Here is a 19,751-nt window from a genome sequence, read left to right as displayed (position 1 = left end):
GCTGTATGTCATGTTAAAAGATGTTTTAAACGGGCTGATGGAACGCTATCAGCAAAGGGTTCCGGACGTTGGAGCCGTTATTGCCGCCATGATAAAGGAAGGCATTATTGCACAGGCAGATGATATCGAAAATGACCACATCGCCTTCCGGACGATGGGCGTTCCACAGCTTGGCGTGCAGTCGCTCGAGAAAATTTTTCTCCACTACGGCTATACGAAAATGGATCACTACCACTTTCCTGCCAAGAAGCTGGATGCATGGTGGTATGCTCCCCCCGAGCCGCAATATCCGCGTATCTTCATCAGTGAGTTACGGGTGGTCGAATTAAGTCCTGCTACGCAAACCATCATTCATCATTATACGGATGAAGTGAAGTCGGACCCGGTGAATGCATTGAACCTCGACGATAGCAAAGCCGTAGATGCTTTCCTTCACAGCGCGCTGTGGCAAACCCCTACCCTGGCCGATTACAAAGTGCTGGCCGCGGAAAGTGAATACGCCGCCTGGGTGATCTATAACCGTTATTACCTCAATCATTTTACCGTGAGCGTACATAATCTGCCCACGGGATATAATACGGTGGCCGATTTCAACCAGTTCCTGGAAAAACATGGTTTTCATCTCAATGATTCAGGAGGTAAAATTAAAACCAGTCCGGATGGCAGACTGCTGCAAAGCGCCACGGTAGCCGGAATGATCACCGCTACCTTTTCCGGCGGGGAAGAATTCCCCATTGCCGGTTCCTATGTGGAGTTTGCTGAAAGAAAGGTGCTTCCTGCCTTTGCGCATTTACCTGCCAGTGAAATACGGCGGGAACACCGGCGCGAGGGGTTTGAAGCCGGCAATGCCGATAAGATCTTTGAAAGCACCTACGCCGCCCAAACAAAAAAAAGTTCCTAATTTAGTTTATTAATACACCAACAATGGAAGACATCTTAAAAGCATTTGGCATCACTGCGGCACAAAGTGGTATCAGTACGGGCACGCACTGGTTACCGGCTCACGGGGAGGAAATTACCTCGGTTTCGCCGGTAAATAATAAGAAGATTATTACTGTCAGAAGCGCCAGCCGGGAAGATTATGACCAGGTGGTAGCCGTGGCCCAGGAAGCTTTCAAAGAATGGCGTACATGGCCTGCGCCCAAAAGAGGCGAAATCGTACGGCAAATCGGGGTAGCGCTCCGTGAACATAAAGAACATCTTGGCAAACTTGTTTCCTATGAGATGGGAAAGAGTTTGCAGGAAGGATATGGAGAAGTGCAGGAGATGATCGACATCTGCGACTTTGCAGTGGGTCTGTCGAGGCAGTTGCACGGCTTAACGATGCACTCCGAGCGGCCGGGGCACCGGATGTATGAGCAATGGCATCCGCTGGGTATTACAGGTATCATTTCCGCCTTTAACTTCCCGGTAGCAGTATGGAGCTGGAACGCCATGCTAGCATGGGTTTGCGGCAACGTGTGTATCTGGAAGCCATCTGAAAAAACGCCGGTGACGGCATTAGCCTGTCAACATATTGCGGCCAGTGTATTTGCCGCCAACAAAGTACCGGAAGGTGTTTGCTGCCTGGTAACCGGCCAGCGTGATGCAGGTGAATGGATGGCGCACGACAAGCGTATTCCCCTCGTTTCGGCCACCGGGTCCACCCGGATGGGTAAAGCCGTAGGTGCTGCCGTAGGCGAGCGTTTGGGGCGTTCTCTGCTGGAACTGGGCGGCAATAATGCCATCATTATTACGCAGGATGCCGACCTGGATATGTCGCTTATTGGCGCTGTGTTTGGCGCCGTAGGTACCGCCGGGCAGCGCTGTACTTCTACCCGCCGGCTCATCATCCACGAAAGCGTGTATGATGCGTTTACCGCAAGGCTGGTAAAAGCTTACTCGCAGTTGCGTATCGGCAACCCGCTGGATCAGCACAACCACGTGGGCCCGCTGATCGACAAAGCCGCTGTGGATGCGTATCTCAACTCAATAGAACAGGTAAAGCAGCAGGGCGGTTCTTTCCTGGTGGAAGGCGGTGTATTATCCGGTCCGGGTTATGAATCCGGATGCTATGTAAAACCCTGCATCGCAGCGGTGGAAAACACCTACGATATTGTACAGCACGAAACCTTTGCGCCCATTTTGTATGTAATGAAATACGCCACGCTGGCCGAAGCCATTGCCATGCAGAATGATGTGCCCCAGGGACTTTCCTCCGCCATCATGACGCTGAACCTCCGCGAGGCAGAACAGTTCCTTTCCAATGCCGGATCTGACTGTGGCATTGCCAATGTAAATATCGGCACATCAGGCGCTGAAATAGGCGGCGCTTTCGGTGGTGAAAAAGAAACAGGCGGCGGCCGTGAAAGCGGTTCTGACGCATGGAGAGCTTACATGCGCCGGCAAACCAATACCATCAACTACTCCAACAGTCTCCCATTGGCGCAGGGCATCAAATTTGATCTCTGATAATAATAAATCAGCTATCTGTTTTGCAGGTACAAATACCTGAAAACGGATAGCTGATAACCATATATTTACTGTAAATTTTTCCGGATCATCCAGCTCCGAGGCGCTTGCCCCGGAGCTTTTAATTTTCGTGACAGGAGATGCTACCCGATCAGATTTTTAAAAGCGGTTGATAAAATAACTACACGTCAAAAATGTTTTGCAACCTATGTTGCTTTTCTCTACATACACCGACGGCGGCAAGGTTTTAAAAATAGTAGCGAGGTTAGAGAACCCCGCTTTTCGTTAAACGGAAACCATGCTTATGAGAAAAGTTAGAAATGGCGGGAAGCCATTAGAAACTCTTCCGGATATAAATATTAGACTTTTTTTTGAATATTCATATTCAACTTTTGTGCTACTGCCGCATTATTACCACTGTGTTTCACTACTAAAACCTGTCCGGATCCTTTATCATACAGGGTTTTCATGATTTTCCCCTTTACGCCCGCATGCTGCAACATAGCAGTAATATTTTCAGGAACGCTGCAAATAACAATTGTTTTACCCTTATTTTTCTTTATCATGTCTTTAAGGGTGGCGGTTGTTTGCTCCGGATCGCCGTTTAACCGGAAGTAGTCCAGCTGCTGCTGGTGGGCTTTAGAGAGCGGGGTCACCGTTTGCACCGCACGGTTCAGATAGGTAGTGTAGATAGCGGAAATTTCCATTCCTTCCAGGGAAGATGCCAGCTGGCTGGCCTGTTCCTGCCCGGTGGTGCTCAAACCGGGATCTGCTGATGGTGATGATTCCATTTCCGCAGCATTCACAAAAATGAGTGTGGTTACTTCAGGTTCAGCGGCAGACACAGGTGTGCCGGTAGCCAGCAAAGTGGCCATGAGAACAGCTTTTAACATGATTGGTAAATTTAAGTAAATGAAATACGATACCTGTAAAAATCCCGAACGTAGATCTGGCGGATGAGGGGTATGAGGAATAAGAACAGGTTAAAGCTAAGATAGCTGGCAACAATTACAAAAGGGATTGTGACAGGTGGTTACCGGCTATGGCTGGCAAGCAAATCAGGATAAGTAACCGGTAACAGTGGCCTGCGGAAAAAGGCGGCACGGAATGGGCAGAAATCCATTCAATCTCCCAATCAACCAATATATAGCGCGTTTATCATTAATATTTAATGTTATACCGCTTTTTCTATACCTTTAATCTTATCATCATGATATTTTTAGTTGTTTTTTATAGGGAAAATTATTGAACATGAAATTGTTAAGCCGAGAGGTTGCAGTCCTGGCAGGGTGTGTTGCATTGATGACTGCATTTACAACAAATACTACAGCGCAGAGTAAACCCCAGATACCTAAAAACTGGCAGTTACTGAGTTACGATACCGACAGTATACTGGGTACGTCAACGGAAAAAGCCTACAAGGAATTGTTAAAAGGGAAAAAAAGTACGCCCGTTATTGTGGCGGTGATCGACTCTGGTATTGATACTACCCATGAGGATCTGAAAAGTATCCTGTGGACCAATACCCGTGAAATTCCCGGTAATGGCAAGGATGACGATCACAACGGCTATGTGGACGATATTCATGGCTGGAACTTCCTGGGTGGTAAAGACGGCAGCAGCCTGAAAGAAGACTCTGAAGAAGCCGCCCGCGAATACTACCGCTATAAAAACCTTTATGGCAACCCGGATTCCGCACTCGCAAAGGATTCCAAAGAATATGCCATCTGGCAGCAGTTACAGTCGAAAGTGGAGAAGCCCAATTCCCAGTTCAAGATGCAATACAAAAGCATGTCGAAGCTCCAGGAAAACGTGAATAAATGTGAATCTATCCTGAAAACCTACCTGGGTAAGGATGATTTTAATGTGGCGCAGCTGGACAGCATTCAAACGACTAACCAGGATGTATTGCTGGCACGTAATTTCATGAGCCGTTTGCTGAAAAGCGCCGGTGATGAACCAGCCACTTTCGGCGAGTTCAAAATGGAGTTTGATGAGTACATGAATGAACTGAAGCGTAAGGCAGAAAGCACAGAAGTAGCGCCAAATGCCAACAGGGAAAGGATTGTAGGCGACAACCTCGACGACATCAACGACAACAAATACGGCAACAACGATGTGATGGGCACCTTTGGTTTCCATGGCACGCACGTTTCCGGTATCATTGCGGCGGCCAGAAACAACGGCGTAGGCATGGATGGCATCGCCGATAATGTGCGCATCATGGCGGTAAAAGCCGTTCCTGATGGCGATGAAAGAGATAAAGATGTGGCCCTGGCCATCCGTTATGCAGTTGATAACGGCGCGCAGATCATCAACATGAGCTTTGGTAAACCGTTTTCACCTCATAAAGACTGGGTGGATGCGGCTTTTAAATATGCAGAAGAAAAGGGCGTTTTATTGGTACATGCGGCAGGTAATGACGGCAGCAACAACGACTCTGTTGCCAACTACCCCAACCCGAATTACCTGGACGGCACGGTTGCTTCCAACGTCATCACTGTAGGCGCCAGCAATACCGGCCTGGGCAATGATAAGGTGGCTCCTTTCTCCAATTATGGTAAGAAAAGCGTGGATCTTTTTGCTCCCGGTGTACAAATTTACTCTACCATTCCCGGTGGCAATAAATACGGCAGCGCCAGTGGTACCAGCATGGCCAGCCCTGTAGTAGCAGGTGTAGCAGCATTGGTACTCTCCTATTATCCTGAGCTCAGTGCAAAGCAGTTGAAATATGTGCTGGAAAAAAGCGCAACACCATTACCTGGTATAACGGAAGTAAATAAACCAGGTGCTGCGGATGAAAAAGTAAATTTTTCGGATCTGTCCATCACCGGTGGAATGATCAATGCCTATGAAGCATTAAAGCTGGCGGCTACTGTTAAAGGCGAAAATGTGAAAGGTAAAAAACAACACAAGGCAAAAATAAAAGCCATCAAAAAGAACTGATTCAGTATATAAAAAAGGGCGGGAATTTTATCTTCATAAGATAAAATTCCCGCCCTTTTTTATGCAATTATTTAACGAGACGAACGCTCAGCGGATACTTGTAAGACTGGCCATTGCTGGCTTTTGTGGCAGCAATAATGCTAAAGATAACATTCAGCAGCCATAATACACCGAGCAGGTTTGTCCAGCCCCAGGCGTTATAAAAATCTCCTCTTGCATGGCGCCAGAAGCTGGTGAGTGACCAGAAACCGGTAACAATATTATTGACCAGGTTTACAATGACAGCAGCAATGCTCAATGTGATCTGGAAATTGATGGCTTCTTTGCCCTGGCTGTCTACAAAAGCAGATTCGTTCTTTTTGATAAGCCAAAAGATCAGTACGCCAAGGATGTTGCCGACGGTAGGTAATATCAGCATCCCGATAATTCCTCCCAGGTGAACAAGCGCTCCCCAGGTTCGTTCATCTTTCTGATTCATAAAATATAGATTAAATATAATGCGGGAAGTTAACAGCTTATTTTAGGATATCAAAAAAGAGAAGAAAAAAAACTACAAACCTGTAAGCCGGATTCTGTTTCTGCCCCGGCAAGCCGGGACAGACTGCTATCATTTATCTGCGACAACGTTCGCACGTTGTCTGTATCTGCCTACCCTCGGTCATCGGGCGAGCAGCCCTCAATCGACCGTATACATGGCATTTCAGCACGCAAGGTTTACCCGCACAAACAGTTACCTGCCTGCACCGTGGGCTCTTACCCCACATTTTCACCCTTATCCGCCGAAGCGGACGGTTATTTTCTGTGGCACTTGCTGTTCCCGGTTTGCACCAGGCCCCACCCGTTAGGTGGTGCGTTGCTCTGCGCTGTCCGGACTTTCCTTCCCGCCAACAAGTTAGCGGAACGATAGCACGGTTTGTAGTTGAAGCGCGAAGGTAAATAAAAATATTACCTAAACGTTATTTCAGTAGCCCCATAGCCGTATTTGGCGTGATATTGATTCACAAAGCTGGCTACTTCCGGCGTTTGTTTCAGGATCTGGTGTATTTCGTCTTTGAGCTTTCCCTTCCCGACACCATGAATCACGATCAGGTTGTGCTGATGATGACTGATAGCCAGTTCCAGGTAACGCTGGAAAGCATTCAGCTGTATAGCCAGGATGGCAATATTGCTCAGCCCTTTCCAGTTTTTCTCAAGTGCTTCGATGTGCAGGTCTACTTCATGCTTAGGATCCAGCGACGTTTCGGGCTGCAGCTGTATTTTACTTAACAGGCTGGCGAAATTTCCGCCGCCAATAGTAGTAACAGGCGCCTTCTTTTTCGGTTGTTCTGCCGGGGCCGGCGGCTCGGGTTCTTTCTCCGGAAATTTATCAAACAGCGGGTAAGTAATGGTCGCTTCTGCTTTGGTGCGCAGCTGCTCCAGCTGCACAAACATCTGTTTGGGCTTGATCTTCCAGGTTTTCTTTACAGAAGTGGCCAGTTTCGGCTGTGGCTCCTTCAGGAAAAAAGTAAACTCAAACCGCGGATTATCATTCAATGATTCAAAGATGAGATCAGCGAGATAAAAGTGATTATAAGGATGTATTTCATTCTTGATTTCCAGGTCCAGCTGGTTATTCAGCCATATCTGGAAATAGAAACGCATCGCATGCGGCGTATCATTAAACAGGTGAAACTTCATCAGCTTCACGGTTTCATCGTATCCATCCATCTGGTATACCGGCAAAACAGACAGGAACATTCCCTTATCTGTTTTAAACACTTCATACTTGCTTCTGTCTACCTTGATTTCGTCGCCGGGAATCAGTTTGGGTTTTTCCTTGACCAGTTTCTGCTGGGTAAAACGATGGAAATAGGGAAAGTCGATCTGATCCAGGTACACCGGAAAAGACGTTCCTTTCACCTCTATCATGACCATATTATCATTCACAATGTCAACAACCGTTCCTTCTTCTTTTGAACTCAACAACAAGATGTTGTCGCCTTTTTGGTATTTCATAATTGCATTCTTCAACTGCAAAAATAGAATATTGAAGGGATATGCGTGGAAGAGATTTGAAGATTTGCCCGATCCGGCGGAGACATGGCTCTTTATTGCCATTAAAAATGGTAGTACTCACCTGCACGGCTATATGAAGAAAATGTTATTCCGCGTACTTCCTGGACCTTGCTTTTTCAGGATGCCGCCGCATGTAGTCATCTACCGAAATGCGGCCACTGCCTTCAATCAGGAAAACGATCAGCAGGAACAGCACCAGTAAGGAGATGCCCATTACGGGGTATACTGTAAACAGCCCGGTGGGAGAATGAACAAAAAATACAGCACCCAGCAATACGGGAATATTCAGGAATGCGGCGATCCTGGTAAACAGTCCCATCGCAATGAATAACCCACCTACCGTGTGTGCAAATACAACATAATGTCCCAGGAATATGGACAGTGTGGCCAAAGCCGGGTTTTGATTAATCATGGAAATCAGCGCGTCCCTGTCCTGTACAAACCGGATGCCTACATACATGATAAATATCCCCAGCAGAATGCGAACCACACTCAGCCAATTTGGGTGATGTGTGTCACCCCAGTGTTCAACCCGTTGTAGCATGTTCATAAAATATAAATTTTAAGATCAAAGAGCTACCCTGAAGTTACGAAGATTTATGCTTTTGTGGCCAGCTTGCTGTTGGTATAGCTGTAGAGGAAATAGATGGTTAAGCCTACCGCCAGCCACACCGAGAAAACGATCCAGTTTTTAAGGGCGATTTCTGTCATCAGGTAAAAACAGCTGAGCATCCCTAAAACCGGTATCAGGGAGAGCTTGCGGGTGAGTGAGAAATAAGAAAGGGCGATGGTAACCACCACAAATATGTAGAAGGGAATATTATGTTTCCATACCTCCCAGCCGCCTGCGGGAGAGAGTTTTGCCAGGATTTCTTTGCTGAACAGGAAAACAAGCAGCACTACAATGCCAGGCACAATGAACTGCCCGTTGATATATGGCAGCTGAAACCGTTTCACCACTGATTTCTCCTCTCTTGGCAGAATGAGTACGCCTCCGCATACCAGGATAAAGGCAAACAGGGTACCAATGCTGGTCAGGTCCGTAACGATGGTCAGGTTCAGGAAAAGCGCCGGGATACCTACGAGGAAACCGGTGATGATGGTAGCGAAAGAAGGTGTTTTAAACCGGGGATGTATTTTACTGAAGCGTTTTGGCAGCAGGCCATCGCGGCTCATGCTCATCCAGATGCGCGGCTGGCCTATCTGGAATACCAGCAGTACGCTGGTAGTAGCCACCACGGCGCTTACAGAAATAAGGTAACTGATCCAGGGCAGGTTTACCTGTGTGAAAACATATGCCAGGGGATCATTTACCTTTAAATTATAATACGGCACCATACCGGTGAGCACCAATGAGATCAGGATATATAATACCGTACAGATGATCAGGGAATAGATCATGCCTTTGGGCAGATCCCGCTGTGGATTAGCACACTCTTCGGCAGTGGTGCTCACAGCGTCAAAGCCGATATAAGCAAAAAATACGGCCGATACCCCCTTCAGCACACCTGAGAAGCCGTTGGGCATAAAAGGGTGCCAATTGGCCTTATTTACGTAAAAAAAGCCTACCACAATCACAAACAGGATCACCAGGATCTTCAGGGCTACCATAAAGTTGGCGCTTTTCTTACTTTCCTGGATACCTACATACGCCAGGTAGGTTACCAGCAGTACGATGAGGAAGGCCGGGAGGTTCACGATAAAGGGTATGCCGGCAATATGCGGTGCTGCCGCAATGGTTTCCGGGGTGGCACTGTCGTAATTGCTGGCCAGCCAGTCAGGTAAACTGAGACCGATACCGCTTAACAGGTTGTTGAAGTAGCCGCTCCATGAAATGGCTACGGCGATATTACCAATGGCGTATTCCAGGATCAGCGCCCAGCCGATCACCCAGGCAGCCAGTTCTCCGAAAGTAACGTAAGAGTAAGTATAGGCGCTGCCGGACACCGGTACACGGGACGCAAATTCTGCATAACAGAGGGCGGAGAATCCGCAGGTAACCGCTGTAATAACGAAGAGCAGGGAAACGCCTGGCCCGCCGTGGAAGGAAGCTTCCCCGATAGTGGAAAAGATCCCGGCTCCGATAACCGCCGCAATTCCCATAGCAGTAAGGTCTTTCACCTTCAACACCTTATTCATTCCCCCTGTTTCATGACCATCCGACAAACCGTCTTTGGCATCTTTAATAATGGCAGTAAGTGATTTTTTCCGAAACAGCGAGTTTGACGACATTGGCTAAGGAATTACGTTTAGACGAGCGCGAATATAATGCGAATTTAAATACGAACCTTATTGCTGACGGTTTAAGAGGTAGTTAGCCACTTCCATCAGCGCTGCCTTGCGGTTAGACAGCACCGCCACGTTATCCAGGCTCTGGAACGCCAGTTGCTGGAAGCGTTCTTTTTCCTTCTCCGCCCATTCATCCACTTTACAGCTGCGGAATAATGCCAGCACCCGTTCTACTTTATCAGCGGGGGATGTTTCCATGAGCATTTTCAGTTCTGCACGTTGTTCGGGGTTGCACAGTTCCAGCGCTTTCAGGAGCAGGAATGTTTTTTTATTGACGAGGATATCCCCTCCCTGTTGCTTACCGAATTTTTCAGGATCACCAAATGCATCGAGGTAGTCGTCCTGGATCTGGAAAGCAATACCCACATTTTTACCAAAGGAATAAATGTGCTGCTGGTTACCTTCGCCGGCGCCGCCAATGATGGCGCCCAGCTGCAGGCTGGCAGCAAGTAAAACGGAGGTTTTCAGTCCGATCATATGCACATAATCGTCGTACTGCACCTTTTCGGGGTCCATGCCTTCAAAGTCCATGTCGAGCTGCTGCCCTTCACATACTTCAATGGCGGCTTTATTAAATACGGAGATGATCTTTTGTTTATAATGCGGTTCTATTTTGTTCAGGCGCTCATATACATAAATGAGCATTACGTCACCGGCAAGAATCGCCGCCGGCTCGCCATATACCGTATGAACGGTAGGCTTACCCCGGCGGATCGGCGCTTTATCCATGATATCATCATGCAATAAAGTGAAATTATGAAAAAGTTCTATCGCACTGCCCACCTCAAATGCATCCGGGCGCAGGTTATCAAATAGCTCGTTCCCCATCAGGCATAGTACAGGGCGGATTCTTTTTCCGCTTATTCCCAGGATGTGGGACGCTGCATTGTATAACTTACTGGGTTGTTCCGGAAACTGTTGTTTTTCAAAATGCTGACTAAACTGCGCTGTTAAATCTTTGAATGAATGCATTGCTGGTGGCTCGTGTTTTATTTTTTACTCTTTTTGTTCTTTGCTGGTGCGGCCTTTTTAGCAGTGGCTTTTTTAGCGGCCGGTTTAGCGGCCGCCTTCTTAGCGGGTACTGCTTTCTTGGCTACTGGTTTTGCAGCAGCTTTCTTCGCAGGTACCGCTTTCTTAGCTGCTGGTTTGGCAGCAGCTTTCTTCGCAGGTACTGCTTTCTTCGCTGCTGGTTTTGCAGCGGCCTTCTTCGCAGGTACTGCTTTCTTCGCTGCTGGTTTTGCAGCGGCCTTCTTCGCAGGTACTGCTTTCTTTGCTACCGGTTTTGCAGCGGCCTTCTTCGCAGGTACTGCTTTCTTCGCTACCGGTTTTGCAGCGGCTTTCTTTGCCGGTACTGCTTTCTTAGCTACTGGTTTTGCAGCGGCTTTCTTCGCAGGTACTGCTTTCTTAGCTACTGGTTTTGCAGCAGCCTTCTTCGCGGGTACTGCTTTCTTCGCTACCGGTTCAGCAGCAGCTTTCTTCGCGGGTACTGCTTTCTTAGCTGCTGGTGCTGGTTTAGCAGCGGCTTTCTTCACAGGCGCTTTAACTGCTGGTGCAGGTGTTTTCTTCACCACTTCTTTTTCAACAACCGGTGCAGGAGCTGGTTTTTCTTCCGCCACTTCTTTCTTCGGTTTCTTTTTATGCACAGGCGCTGGTACTGGTGTTGCTGGTACGGCAGGCCTTACAGGTGCATCCGGTGTTACCGGTACCACATGCGTTTCCACTATCACCTGGTCAACAACCGGTAATGGTTTAGGCTCGCCGAGCGATACTTCCGGCGCCCTGTGAGGCGCTTTTCCTTCCTGTTCCCAGGGTTTATACGGACGTTGTTTGTCTTTCTTCTTTTTCCGGTCGTCACGACGATCACCATGACGCTGATCACCTTTACGGTCGTCGCGGCGGTCTTCGCGGCGTTTATGCTGGAACGGTGCAGCAGCAGGTGTGCCCGTGCCGGTCAGTTCATCTTCCAGGTCGTAGTCCAGCTGGCGTTTGGCCAGGCTGGCAGCCACCACGCGGATGCTCACTTTTTCGCCTATACGAAACTTGCGGCCGGTGCTTTGGCCAACCAGGGAATACTCCCCTTCATTATATTGGAATTCTTCTCTTTTATTCAGATTATGAATGCTGATCAGTCCTTCGCACTTGGTATCCACTGTTTCCACCCAGAAGCCGAAATGCGCCACACCGCTGATCACACCGTCGAAGGTATGACCGATGAACTGCTGCATATATTCTACCTGTTTGTATTTGTTACCGGCGCGTTCAGCTTCCATCGCCTTGCGTTCCATTTCAGAGCTGTGTTTGCATTTCTGCTCCATTTGCTTGTCGGGACGCACGCTGTTGGCAAGACATTCAGCCAGTACACGGTGTACCAGTACATCGGGGTAACGGCGGATAGGGGAAGTGAAATGGCAGTAGTCTTCAAAACCAAGACCATAGTGTCCCACATTATTCACCGTGTAAATGGCTTTGGCCATTGTACGGATGCCCAGCGTTTCCAGCACTGGTTGCTCCGGTTTGCCTTTTACCTCTGCCAGCATTTTATTGAAGGAGCTGGCGATGCTTTCCGGTGTGGTGAGATCGAACTTATACCCGAATTTTCCGGCGAACAGGGCGAACACTTTCAGCTTTTCCGGGTCCGGCGTATCATGCACACGATAAGGGAACGGGATGGGCTGTTTATTAATCCGCAGCTTGCCCACGTATGCCGCAATGGTTTTGTTGGCCAGCAGCATAAATTCCTCGATCAGCTGGTGCGCTTCTTTACTTTCTTTAATAACGATGCCAATCGGCTTGCCGGTTTCATCGAGTTTAAAGCGTACTTCCTGCGAGGAGAAGTTAATGGCGCCATGTACAAAACGTTGTTTGCGCAAAGTTTGGGCGATGCGGTTTAACAGCATCACTTCGTTCTTATACGGACCCTCAGATTTGCCTTCTATAATTTCCTGTACTTCTTCGTAGGTAAACCGGTGATCCGAATGGATCACGGTGCGGCCGATCCAGTGTTGCTTCACCTCTCCTTTTTCGTTCATCTGGAACATAGCGGAGAAGGTGAGCTTGTCTTCATGCGGGCGCAGGGAACAAAGCTCATTGGAGATCTTTTCCGGCAGCATGGGCAACACGCGGTCTGGCAGGTACACGGAGGTAGCGCGTTTATCCGCCTCTTTATCGAGTTCGGTGCCGGGCAGTACATAATGGCTTACATCAGCAATATGAACCCCCAGTTCGTACAAACCGTTTTTCAGCAAGCGGATAGAGATGGCATCATCAAAATCTTTGGCATCCACCGGGTCGATGGTCATGGTGAGGATTTTGCGGATATCTTTCCGTTTACCTACTTCTTCTTCAGAAATATTTTCCTGGATGGTATCCAGTTCGGCTATTACTTCTTTAGGGAAACTGAGCGGGAATCCTGCTTCTATAAGGATTTCCTTCATAGCCAGGTCGTTGGTATCGCTGGCATCCAGGATTTCCACGATCTCTCCTACGGGTTTACGGGATTTTTCTCCCCAGGCTACTATTTTCACCACGGCTTTATCGCCGCTTTTAGCTTCTCCGAGGGAGTTGGCGGGAATATAAATATCCGGCATAAACAATCCCTTTTCAGGGATCAGGAAAGCAAAGCTTTTGCTGACCTGCAGGGTACCGGTGAATTCGGTTTTATTTCGTTTAAGGATGTCCGTTATGATGCCTTCCATACGGCCTTCGTTATGGGCTGCTTTCAGTACATCCACCAGCACTTCATCTTTATCGAGGGCGGTATGCAGGTTTTTCTGCTTCACCATGATGTCTTTTGTAAGGCCATCCACGATCACAAAGGCCATTCCGGACCTTGTTACTTCCAATACGCCTTTAAAGGTTTTCTTCTGGCTATGGCTTTGTTGGGGGTTGTTAGGGTTATGATTACCGCCTTTTTTATTTTTCTTTTTTCTACTCATGTTAGTCGTAAGTTATTGTTGACCGGGCGCTGGCAGGTGCCGGCCTATGTAGTCAAAAATAAAGTTATTAAATAATTCTGCTTCCCCGAAGAGGAATGCAATCTCTACTGGAATAACAGCCATCTGCAGGTTTTGTTCTGCCAGCATTCCTTTGAGCAGATGTAATCTTACCGCATCCTTTTCTGTGGTAATGACAATCTTTTCTGTGCCGGGCAGGTCGCTGCATTCCTTTTTTATTTTTAGTATATCCTTTTCCGTATAATAATAATGATCGGGAAAAGACAAGAGGTATACCTGTTCGTAACGTCGTTTCAATTCTTCGAGCAATGGTTCGGGCCTTGCTATACCACATGCCAGCAATACGGTTGCTGATTTAGGGACGGCCACCGGGTGATGGGTGATCATATCGGACAAGGCGCCGTATTGCAAGGTAGTGAAAAAGAGCCGCTGATGTGGCAATGGTTTAATTTCTTTTTCCAGGGCCAGCTTCTCTTCCTTGCTCATGGCGGGCGGACACTTCGATACAATGATACAATCGGCCCGGTGATATCCCTGTCTGCCTTCCCTTAAACGGCCAAAAGGTACTACATGATCCCGGGTAAACAATCGGCTGTAATCGGTGATCATGATATTAAGACCGGGCTTTATGGAGCGGTGCTGGAAGGCATCATCGAGCAGTACCACCTGGGTATCGGGCTCATCTCCGAGCAGCTGCGGGATGGCCAGCATCCGTTCTTCTCCTACGCAAACCTTGATATCCGGGAATTTATCGTGAAACTGCATGGGTTCGTCCCCGATATCGGCGGCAGTGCTTCTTTCATCTGCCAGGATGTAGCCGCTGGTACGGCGGTTGTAACCCCGGCTGAGCGTGGCAACTTTCAGATGATCCTTCAGCAGGCGGATCATATATTCTACATGCGGGGTTTTCCCGGTACCGCCTACCGACAGGTTGCCCGCGGCGATCACAGGAAGATCAAATTCCACCGCGGTGAGCAGCCCTTTGTCGTAAAACCGGTTCCGCAACCACATCACCAGGCCATACAGCAGGGAAAAAGGATATAAAAGAATATTCAGGTATTTAAGCACTGTTGTTTATTTAAATTGATAAATGTGATCCGGGGTCACCACCGTATGCAGCGGCACATCCCACGAATCCACGTCTTCTATCTGCAGAACGGGTTCAAACAGCGACAGGCCGATGGTACGCACATCCTGCCGGCATTGTTTCAGAAAACGGTCGTACATACCTTTGCCATATCCTACCCGCTGCCCGTGCCGGTCGAAAGCCAGTAAAGGTACAAATACAAGGTCTATATTTTCCACTGATATCACTTCCCCATGATCCGGTTCCGGGATGCCGAACCTGTTCTTCACCAGTACGGTATTGGTTTTCCAGAGATAATGATTCATCTCGCCGGTTTTCATATCCGAGCGGGAAAGCACCCATTCCATTTCCGGCCATTGGGTTCTCCCCCATTTTACCAGGGGCCAGGTATCCACTTCTTTTTTTTCAGAGATAGGAAGAAAGATATGCGCATTCCTGACGTTGCTGTAATCAAGCTGACGGGTATTCGCCAGTAACCGCTCATTCAGGGCGAGGGCGGTGGGTTCGTCCAGGTTAAGCCGCAGCTCCAGGAAATGTTTTCGTATATCCTTTTTAGTGGTCATGCCAGTAAACTATGCAGCGAGGCTGACAACAACTGTGCCTGTTGTTGAATGAATGCCTTATCTACCGTATCTGTCAGCGGGATACGGCCAATTTTCGGGTACCCGCTCCATTTTACCACATCGTCTTCATTGCTGTGATAATCTCCGCCAAACACCCATCCGATAACGGGCACGCCTGTATGTTGCAGCATCCTTGCAGTGAGCATCGAGTGGTTGATGCTGCCCAGGTAATTCTGCGCCACAATCACCACCCTGGCTTTCAGCGCCACTATCAGGTCCAGCGTAAACAGCTCTTCATTTACCGGCACCATCAGTCCCCCGGCGCCTTCCATTACCAACGGCCGGTCAACCGGCTGGTACTGGTCTGCCAGCTCCAGGATACGCTCCGCATCAATAGTACAGTGTTCCAGCCGTGCCGCCAGGTGCGGAGAGGCAGGCGCCTGCAACCGCCACGCTTCCGGGTGACAAACTGACACCTTATTTGACAACAGGGATGATACGGTATCTGTATCTGTGCCTTCCATCAAACCCGTTTGCACCGGCTTCCAGTAGTCGGCCGTTAGCGCCTCCGTGATACAGGCAGCGGTAATGGTTTTACCCACGCCTGTACCTATTCCTGTAATAAAAATCCTTTCGCTCATTGGCGCAAATATACGCGAATGTTGTCTTTCGCGGATGTTGTCTTTCCCGCTGATTACGCTGATTATACTGATTATCTTGATTTTACTTTTTGGATTTTATAAGGATTTAAAATGATTTGGGTAGATGTAAGCGGATATACCCGCTTACATCTACCCAAATCATTTTAAATCTAAAGTGATCAAATCTCTAAATCAGTATAATCAGCGTAATCAGCGGGAAAGACAAAATTCGCATCGCCGAAGGCGATTCGACGCAATTCCGTATTTTCGTAACAATACAACTTCATTTTTTATGAAATACTGCGATAATATACTTGAAACGATAGGCAATACCCCGATGGTAAAGTTGCACCGCGTAACGGCTTCCCTCCCTTGCACTGTGCTGGCGAAGGTGGAGTTTTTTAACCCCGGCAATTCTATTAAGGACCGCATGGCGGTGAAAATGGTGGATGTAGCGGAAGAGAAAGGATTACTGAAACCCGGCGGTACCCTCATTGAAGGCACTTCCGGCAATACAGGTATGGGGCTGGCGCTGGCGGCCATTATCAGGGGATACAAATGTATTTTCACCACTACCGATAAACAGTCCAAAGAAAAAGTGGATATCCTGAAGGCGGTAGGCGCCGAAGTAATTGTTTGTCCTACCAATGTGGAACCCGAAGATCCACGCTCCTATTATTCTGTGTCTAAAAGACTCGCCACAGAAGTGCCCAATTCATTTTATGTGAATCAATATGATAACCTGGCTAACCGCGATGCACATTACGAACAAACCGGTCCTGAAATATGGGAACAAACGGAGGGTAAAATTACCCACCTGGTAGTGGCTACTGGTACCGGTGGTACGGTTACCGGCACCGGGAAATACCTGAAAGAAAAAAATCCGGATATTAAAGTATGGGCGATCGACAGTTATGGTTCCTTACTGAAGAAGTATTTTGAAACCGGCGAGCTGGATATGAGCGAGGTGTATCCTTATATTACAGAAGGTATCGGGGAAGATTTTGTGCCGGAGAATTATGATATGAAGGTGATCGACAAATTTGAAAAGGTAACGGATAAAGATGCTGCCGTGATGGCGCGACGCATCACCAAAGAAGAAGGTATTTTTGTTGGTTATTCCGCCGGATCCGCCATAGCCGGGCTGTTGCAGCTGAAAGAAGGACTGAAGCCAACCGATGTGGTGGTCGTTATTTTTCATGATCATGGCAGCCGCTATGTGGGTAAAATTTATAACGACCAGTGGATGCTGGAACGTGGTTTCCTCGATGTAAAAACAGTGAAAGATGTAGTGAACGGCCGCCGTAACCAGCCACTGGTCACCATCAGCGCCGATGAAAAAGTAAGTGAAGCCATTGCCCGGATGAAAAAATATGACATCGAACATATACCGGTGGACCAGGGCGGGGAACTGATCGGGTCTATTTCCGAAAACGGGTTGTTTAACCGCCTGATCGATGATGCCAACCTGAAAGATGCGCAGATAAGCCAGGTAATGCAGCCGTTGTTCCCGCTGGTAAGCCAGGACACGCCTATCGAAAAGCTTTCGGTATATATCAACCGGGAAAACGGCGCCGTACTTACAAAAGATGACAGCGGCAATCACCACATTGTTACGAAATACGATATTATACAGGCATTGGGCAGATAAAAGTACCACATGTTGTTTACCGATCAGCTCAACAGGCAGATAACAATTGAACATCCGCCGCGGCGGATTGTTTCACTGGTGCCATCCCAAACAGAGTTATTATATTCCCTCGGACTTGAAAAGGAAGTGGTGGGCATTACCAAATTCTGCGTACATCCGTTAACGTGGTTCAGGGAAAAAACACGGGTGGGTGGCACCAAAAATATTCACGCCGGTATTATACGGCAGCTTTCACCGGATCTGATCATTGCCAACAAGGAAGAAAACCTGGCCGCTGATGTGGAGCTGCTGATGAAAGATTACCCGGTGTGGGTGAGTAATATCCAGACATTGGAAGATGCTTATGCCATGATTGCCGGCATTGGCGCTATCACCCACCGGGTGCAAGCGGCCGCTGACCTGGTTTCGCAGATCAAAGCCGGCTTTGCATCGCTGCACCCGCTTCAGGAAGCTGCTCCCACCGCTTATTTCATCTGGCGCGATCCCTGGATGGTTGCCGGTGGCGACACCTTCATCCACCAGATGTTGCAGTTATGCGGGTTCCATAATGTATTTGGCCATCTGCCCCGTTATCCGGCTGTTACCGCCGCCGAGCTGGCCGCCAGCGGGTGCCGCAGGTTGCTGCTTTCGTCTGAACCTTATCCTTTCAAAGAAAAACATATAGCGGAGTTGCAGGCTGTTTTGCCGGACGCCCGAATCCAGCTGGTAGACGGTGAAATGTTTTCCTGGTATGGCAGCCGTTTAATTGAGGCGCCTGCCTATTTTCAATCAGTGATAGAAAATTAAATGTTCCCGAGGCAACTTTCTTCTTTTCACTTGCGTAAACAGGATAACGATCAACTAAAACGCATTTTATGGAAAGAAGAGATTTTGTTTCCAACATTGGATTAACGCTGGCATTGGTATGTACAGCCGGTTTGGCTGCCTGCAGCAAGGGAGGCAGTAATGATCCCGACCCTACACCTCCCGGTGGCGGCAATGCAAAGCTAACATTGAACCTCGGCAGTGACCTCACCAATGTGGGCGATTTCAGGATCTCCAACGGGGTAATCATTATCCGTACCGGTTCCGGCAATACAGCAGCGGCTTTCACGGCCCTTTCCAGTACCTGCACCCACCAGGGATGTACCGTAGCCACCTTTAACAACTCGTCCAAATTAATAGAATGTAATGCGCCTTGCGGTCATGGCAGCCGGTATACCACCACCGGCGCGGTGAATACAGGGCCCGCTACCGCTGCGTTGACGGCCTACACCATCAAGGTAGATGGCAATGTGCTCAGCGTTAGTTAATGTTTTTGCAGAAAATCGAGTACCCATTCTGCAAAGGGTACCGTGCGCACTACTGAATTATGATCTCCGGCTACTGTGCCGTGCATTCCTGCCGGCATCATAGCCGCGAGAGAGCCTCCGGTATCATTATCTTCGTCTTTATCCCCACCGATAACCAATACCGGCTGATGCACGCCGGCCAGCTCCTGTGGTGTAGTAGAGGGCTGGCCCAACTGCATCATGGCAAGGGCCCGCTGATCCAGTCCGGCCTGTTGTACATATTTAACCATCGCGGCCAGTTCCGGCACGTCTTTCCCAGAAAGCGCTTCGTAAAACTGCCGGCGGCGCGGCCATGCAGGATCTGTAAAAGCCATACCCATACCGCCCATAACGGCGCTGCGCACCCTGGCGTCCAGCACCAGCAGGCGGGAAACAATAATAGCGCCCCTTGAATAGCCCACTACCTGGTAATTATTAATATTAAGATGGGTCATGAGCCCCATGATATCTTTTGTTTCCGCATCATTAAGATAGGCGAGGCTGTCGTGCGGATGATCCGACGCGCCATTTCCCCTCAGATCAAGGGTGATCACCTGATACCCATGCGCCAGCAGGGAGTCGTACAAAGCTGTTTTCTTCCAGGAATCCCCGTTCACAATAAAACCGTGCACCAATAATACCGGGGCGCCGGTACCTATAATGGTGTAATGAATTCGGGTGCTGTCGAAGGAGGTATAATATAGCAGGGAGTCCGCCACATTGGCTGTAAATGCACCAGCAGCAGACACTTTCAGGAATATACCTGCGAGGAAAAACAGAAATAGTTTCATACAAAACCGGATTG

17 protein-coding genes and 1 other RNA gene are annotated in these 19,751 nt (G+C 48.5%); 6 read left to right on the top strand and 12 right to left on the bottom strand.

Annotated elements, in window-relative coordinates:
• Window positions 1-10: 10 nt before the first annotated feature.
• A complete protein-coding gene (locus AB6805_RS15515; protein ID WP_370910338.1) occupies window positions 11-901 on the top strand; it encodes a DUF1338 domain-containing protein in 891 nt (296 codons plus the stop codon).
• A 23-nt stretch (window positions 902-924) separates the two neighbouring features.
• On the top strand, window positions 925-2,451 hold the full coding sequence (locus AB6805_RS15510) for an aldehyde dehydrogenase family protein (RefSeq protein ID WP_370910337.1): 1,527 nt from the start codon (window positions 925-927) through the stop codon (window positions 2,449-2,451).
• Window positions 2,452-2,810: 359 nt separating this feature from the next.
• Here the strand turns inward: AB6805_RS15510 and AB6805_RS15505 are convergent, their stop codons facing one another.
• The gene (locus tag AB6805_RS15505; protein WP_370910336.1) at window positions 2,811-3,344 is read right to left on the bottom strand and encodes a phosphoglycerate mutase family protein; all 534 of its coding nucleotides are present in this window, start codon (window positions 3,342-3,344) and stop codon (window positions 2,811-2,813) included.
• 358 nt (window positions 3,345-3,702) lie between these two features.
• Between AB6805_RS15505 and AB6805_RS15500 the strand changes: the two genes are divergently transcribed.
• The gene (locus AB6805_RS15500; RefSeq protein WP_370910335.1) at window positions 3,703-5,397 is read left to right on the top strand and encodes a S8 family peptidase; all 1,695 of its coding nucleotides are present in this window, start codon (window positions 3,703-3,705) and stop codon (window positions 5,395-5,397) included.
• Window positions 5,398-5,464: 67 nt separating this feature from the next.
• On the opposite strand, the gene AB6805_RS15495 is transcribed toward AB6805_RS15500, so the two are convergent.
• The 10 genes from AB6805_RS15495 to bioD all read right to left on the bottom strand — a co-directional run bounded on the left by AB6805_RS15495 (window position 5,465) and on the right by bioD (window position 15,985).
• Complete coding sequence (locus AB6805_RS15495; protein ID WP_370910334.1) at window positions 5,465-5,875, bottom strand: DUF4870 domain-containing protein; 411 nt, start codon at window positions 5,873-5,875, stop codon at window positions 5,465-5,467.
• Between the two features lie 67 nt (window positions 5,876-5,942).
• Window positions 5,943-6,317, bottom strand: an RNA gene (rnpB, locus tag AB6805_RS15490) — RNase P RNA component class A.
• 25 nt (window positions 6,318-6,342) lie between these two features.
• The gene (locus tag AB6805_RS15485; RefSeq protein WP_370910333.1) at window positions 6,343-7,392 is read right to left on the bottom strand and encodes a Smr/MutS family protein; all 1,050 of its coding nucleotides are present in this window, start codon (window positions 7,390-7,392) and stop codon (window positions 6,343-6,345) included.
• A gap of 145 nt (window positions 7,393-7,537) precedes the next feature.
• A complete protein-coding gene (locus AB6805_RS15480) occupies window positions 7,538-8,002 on the bottom strand; it encodes a DoxX family protein (protein ID WP_370910332.1) in 465 nt (154 codons plus the stop codon).
• 47 nt (window positions 8,003-8,049) lie between these two features.
• A complete protein-coding gene (locus tag AB6805_RS15475; RefSeq protein ID WP_370910331.1) occupies window positions 8,050-9,684 on the bottom strand; it encodes an amino acid permease in 1,635 nt (544 codons plus the stop codon).
• A gap of 57 nt (window positions 9,685-9,741) precedes the next feature.
• Complete coding sequence (locus AB6805_RS15470) at window positions 9,742-10,713, bottom strand: polyprenyl synthetase family protein (RefSeq protein ID WP_370910330.1); 972 nt, start codon at window positions 10,711-10,713, stop codon at window positions 9,742-9,744.
• Between the two features lie 17 nt (window positions 10,714-10,730).
• Window positions 10,731-13,676: a ribonuclease R gene (gene rnr / locus AB6805_RS15465; RefSeq protein WP_370910329.1), complete on the bottom strand. Its 2,946-nt coding sequence runs from the start codon at window positions 13,674-13,676 to the stop codon at window positions 10,731-10,733.
• Window positions 13,677-13,688: 12 nt separating this feature from the next.
• Complete coding sequence (lpxK, locus tag AB6805_RS15460; RefSeq protein WP_370910328.1) at window positions 13,689-14,762, bottom strand: tetraacyldisaccharide 4'-kinase; 1,074 nt, start codon at window positions 14,760-14,762, stop codon at window positions 13,689-13,691.
• A gap of 6 nt (window positions 14,763-14,768) precedes the next feature.
• On the bottom strand, window positions 14,769-15,344 hold the full coding sequence (locus AB6805_RS15455) for a 5-formyltetrahydrofolate cyclo-ligase (RefSeq protein ID WP_370910327.1): 576 nt from the start codon (window positions 15,342-15,344) through the stop codon (window positions 14,769-14,771).
• The gene (bioD, locus tag AB6805_RS15450; RefSeq protein ID WP_370910326.1) at window positions 15,341-15,985 is read right to left on the bottom strand and encodes a dethiobiotin synthase; all 645 of its coding nucleotides are present in this window, start codon (window positions 15,983-15,985) and stop codon (window positions 15,341-15,343) included. Before bioD ends, AB6805_RS15455 begins: the two co-directional genes overlap by 4 nt.
• Before the next feature lie 292 nt (window positions 15,986-16,277).
• Here bioD and AB6805_RS15445 point away from each other — a divergent pair, with 292 nt between their 5' ends.
• From AB6805_RS15445 to AB6805_RS15435, 3 genes are all read left to right on the top strand, one after another.
• Window positions 16,278-17,636, top strand: coding sequence for a pyridoxal-phosphate dependent enzyme (locus AB6805_RS15445; RefSeq protein ID WP_370910325.1), 1,359 nt, complete (start codon window positions 16,278-16,280; stop codon window positions 17,634-17,636).
• 9 nt (window positions 17,637-17,645) lie between these two features.
• Window positions 17,646-18,422, top strand: a complete 777-nt coding sequence (locus AB6805_RS15440; protein ID WP_370910324.1) for a helical backbone metal receptor — start codon at window positions 17,646-17,648, stop codon at window positions 18,420-18,422.
• Between the two features lie 68 nt (window positions 18,423-18,490).
• Window positions 18,491-18,928 (top strand): ubiquinol-cytochrome c reductase iron-sulfur subunit, encoded by a 438-nt coding sequence (locus tag AB6805_RS15435; RefSeq protein WP_370910323.1) that lies wholly within the window; start codon window positions 18,491-18,493, stop codon window positions 18,926-18,928.
• Here the strand turns inward: AB6805_RS15435 and AB6805_RS15430 are convergent.
• On the bottom strand, window positions 18,925-19,737 hold the full coding sequence (locus AB6805_RS15430; RefSeq protein ID WP_370910322.1) for an alpha/beta fold hydrolase: 813 nt from the start codon (window positions 19,735-19,737) through the stop codon (window positions 18,925-18,927). The genes AB6805_RS15435 and AB6805_RS15430 overlap by 4 nt on opposite strands.
• Between the last annotated feature and the right edge of the window lie 14 nt (window positions 19,738-19,751).

Origin of the sequence: Chitinophaga sp. RCC_12, assembly GCF_041360695.1 — a bacterium.
In the GTDB taxonomy this organism is placed as follows: Bacteria; Bacteroidota; Bacteroidia; order Chitinophagales; family Chitinophagaceae; genus Chitinophaga.
The sequence above is the reverse complement of the archived record's forward strand: the minus strand, read 5'-3'. Positions and strand labels throughout refer to the sequence as shown.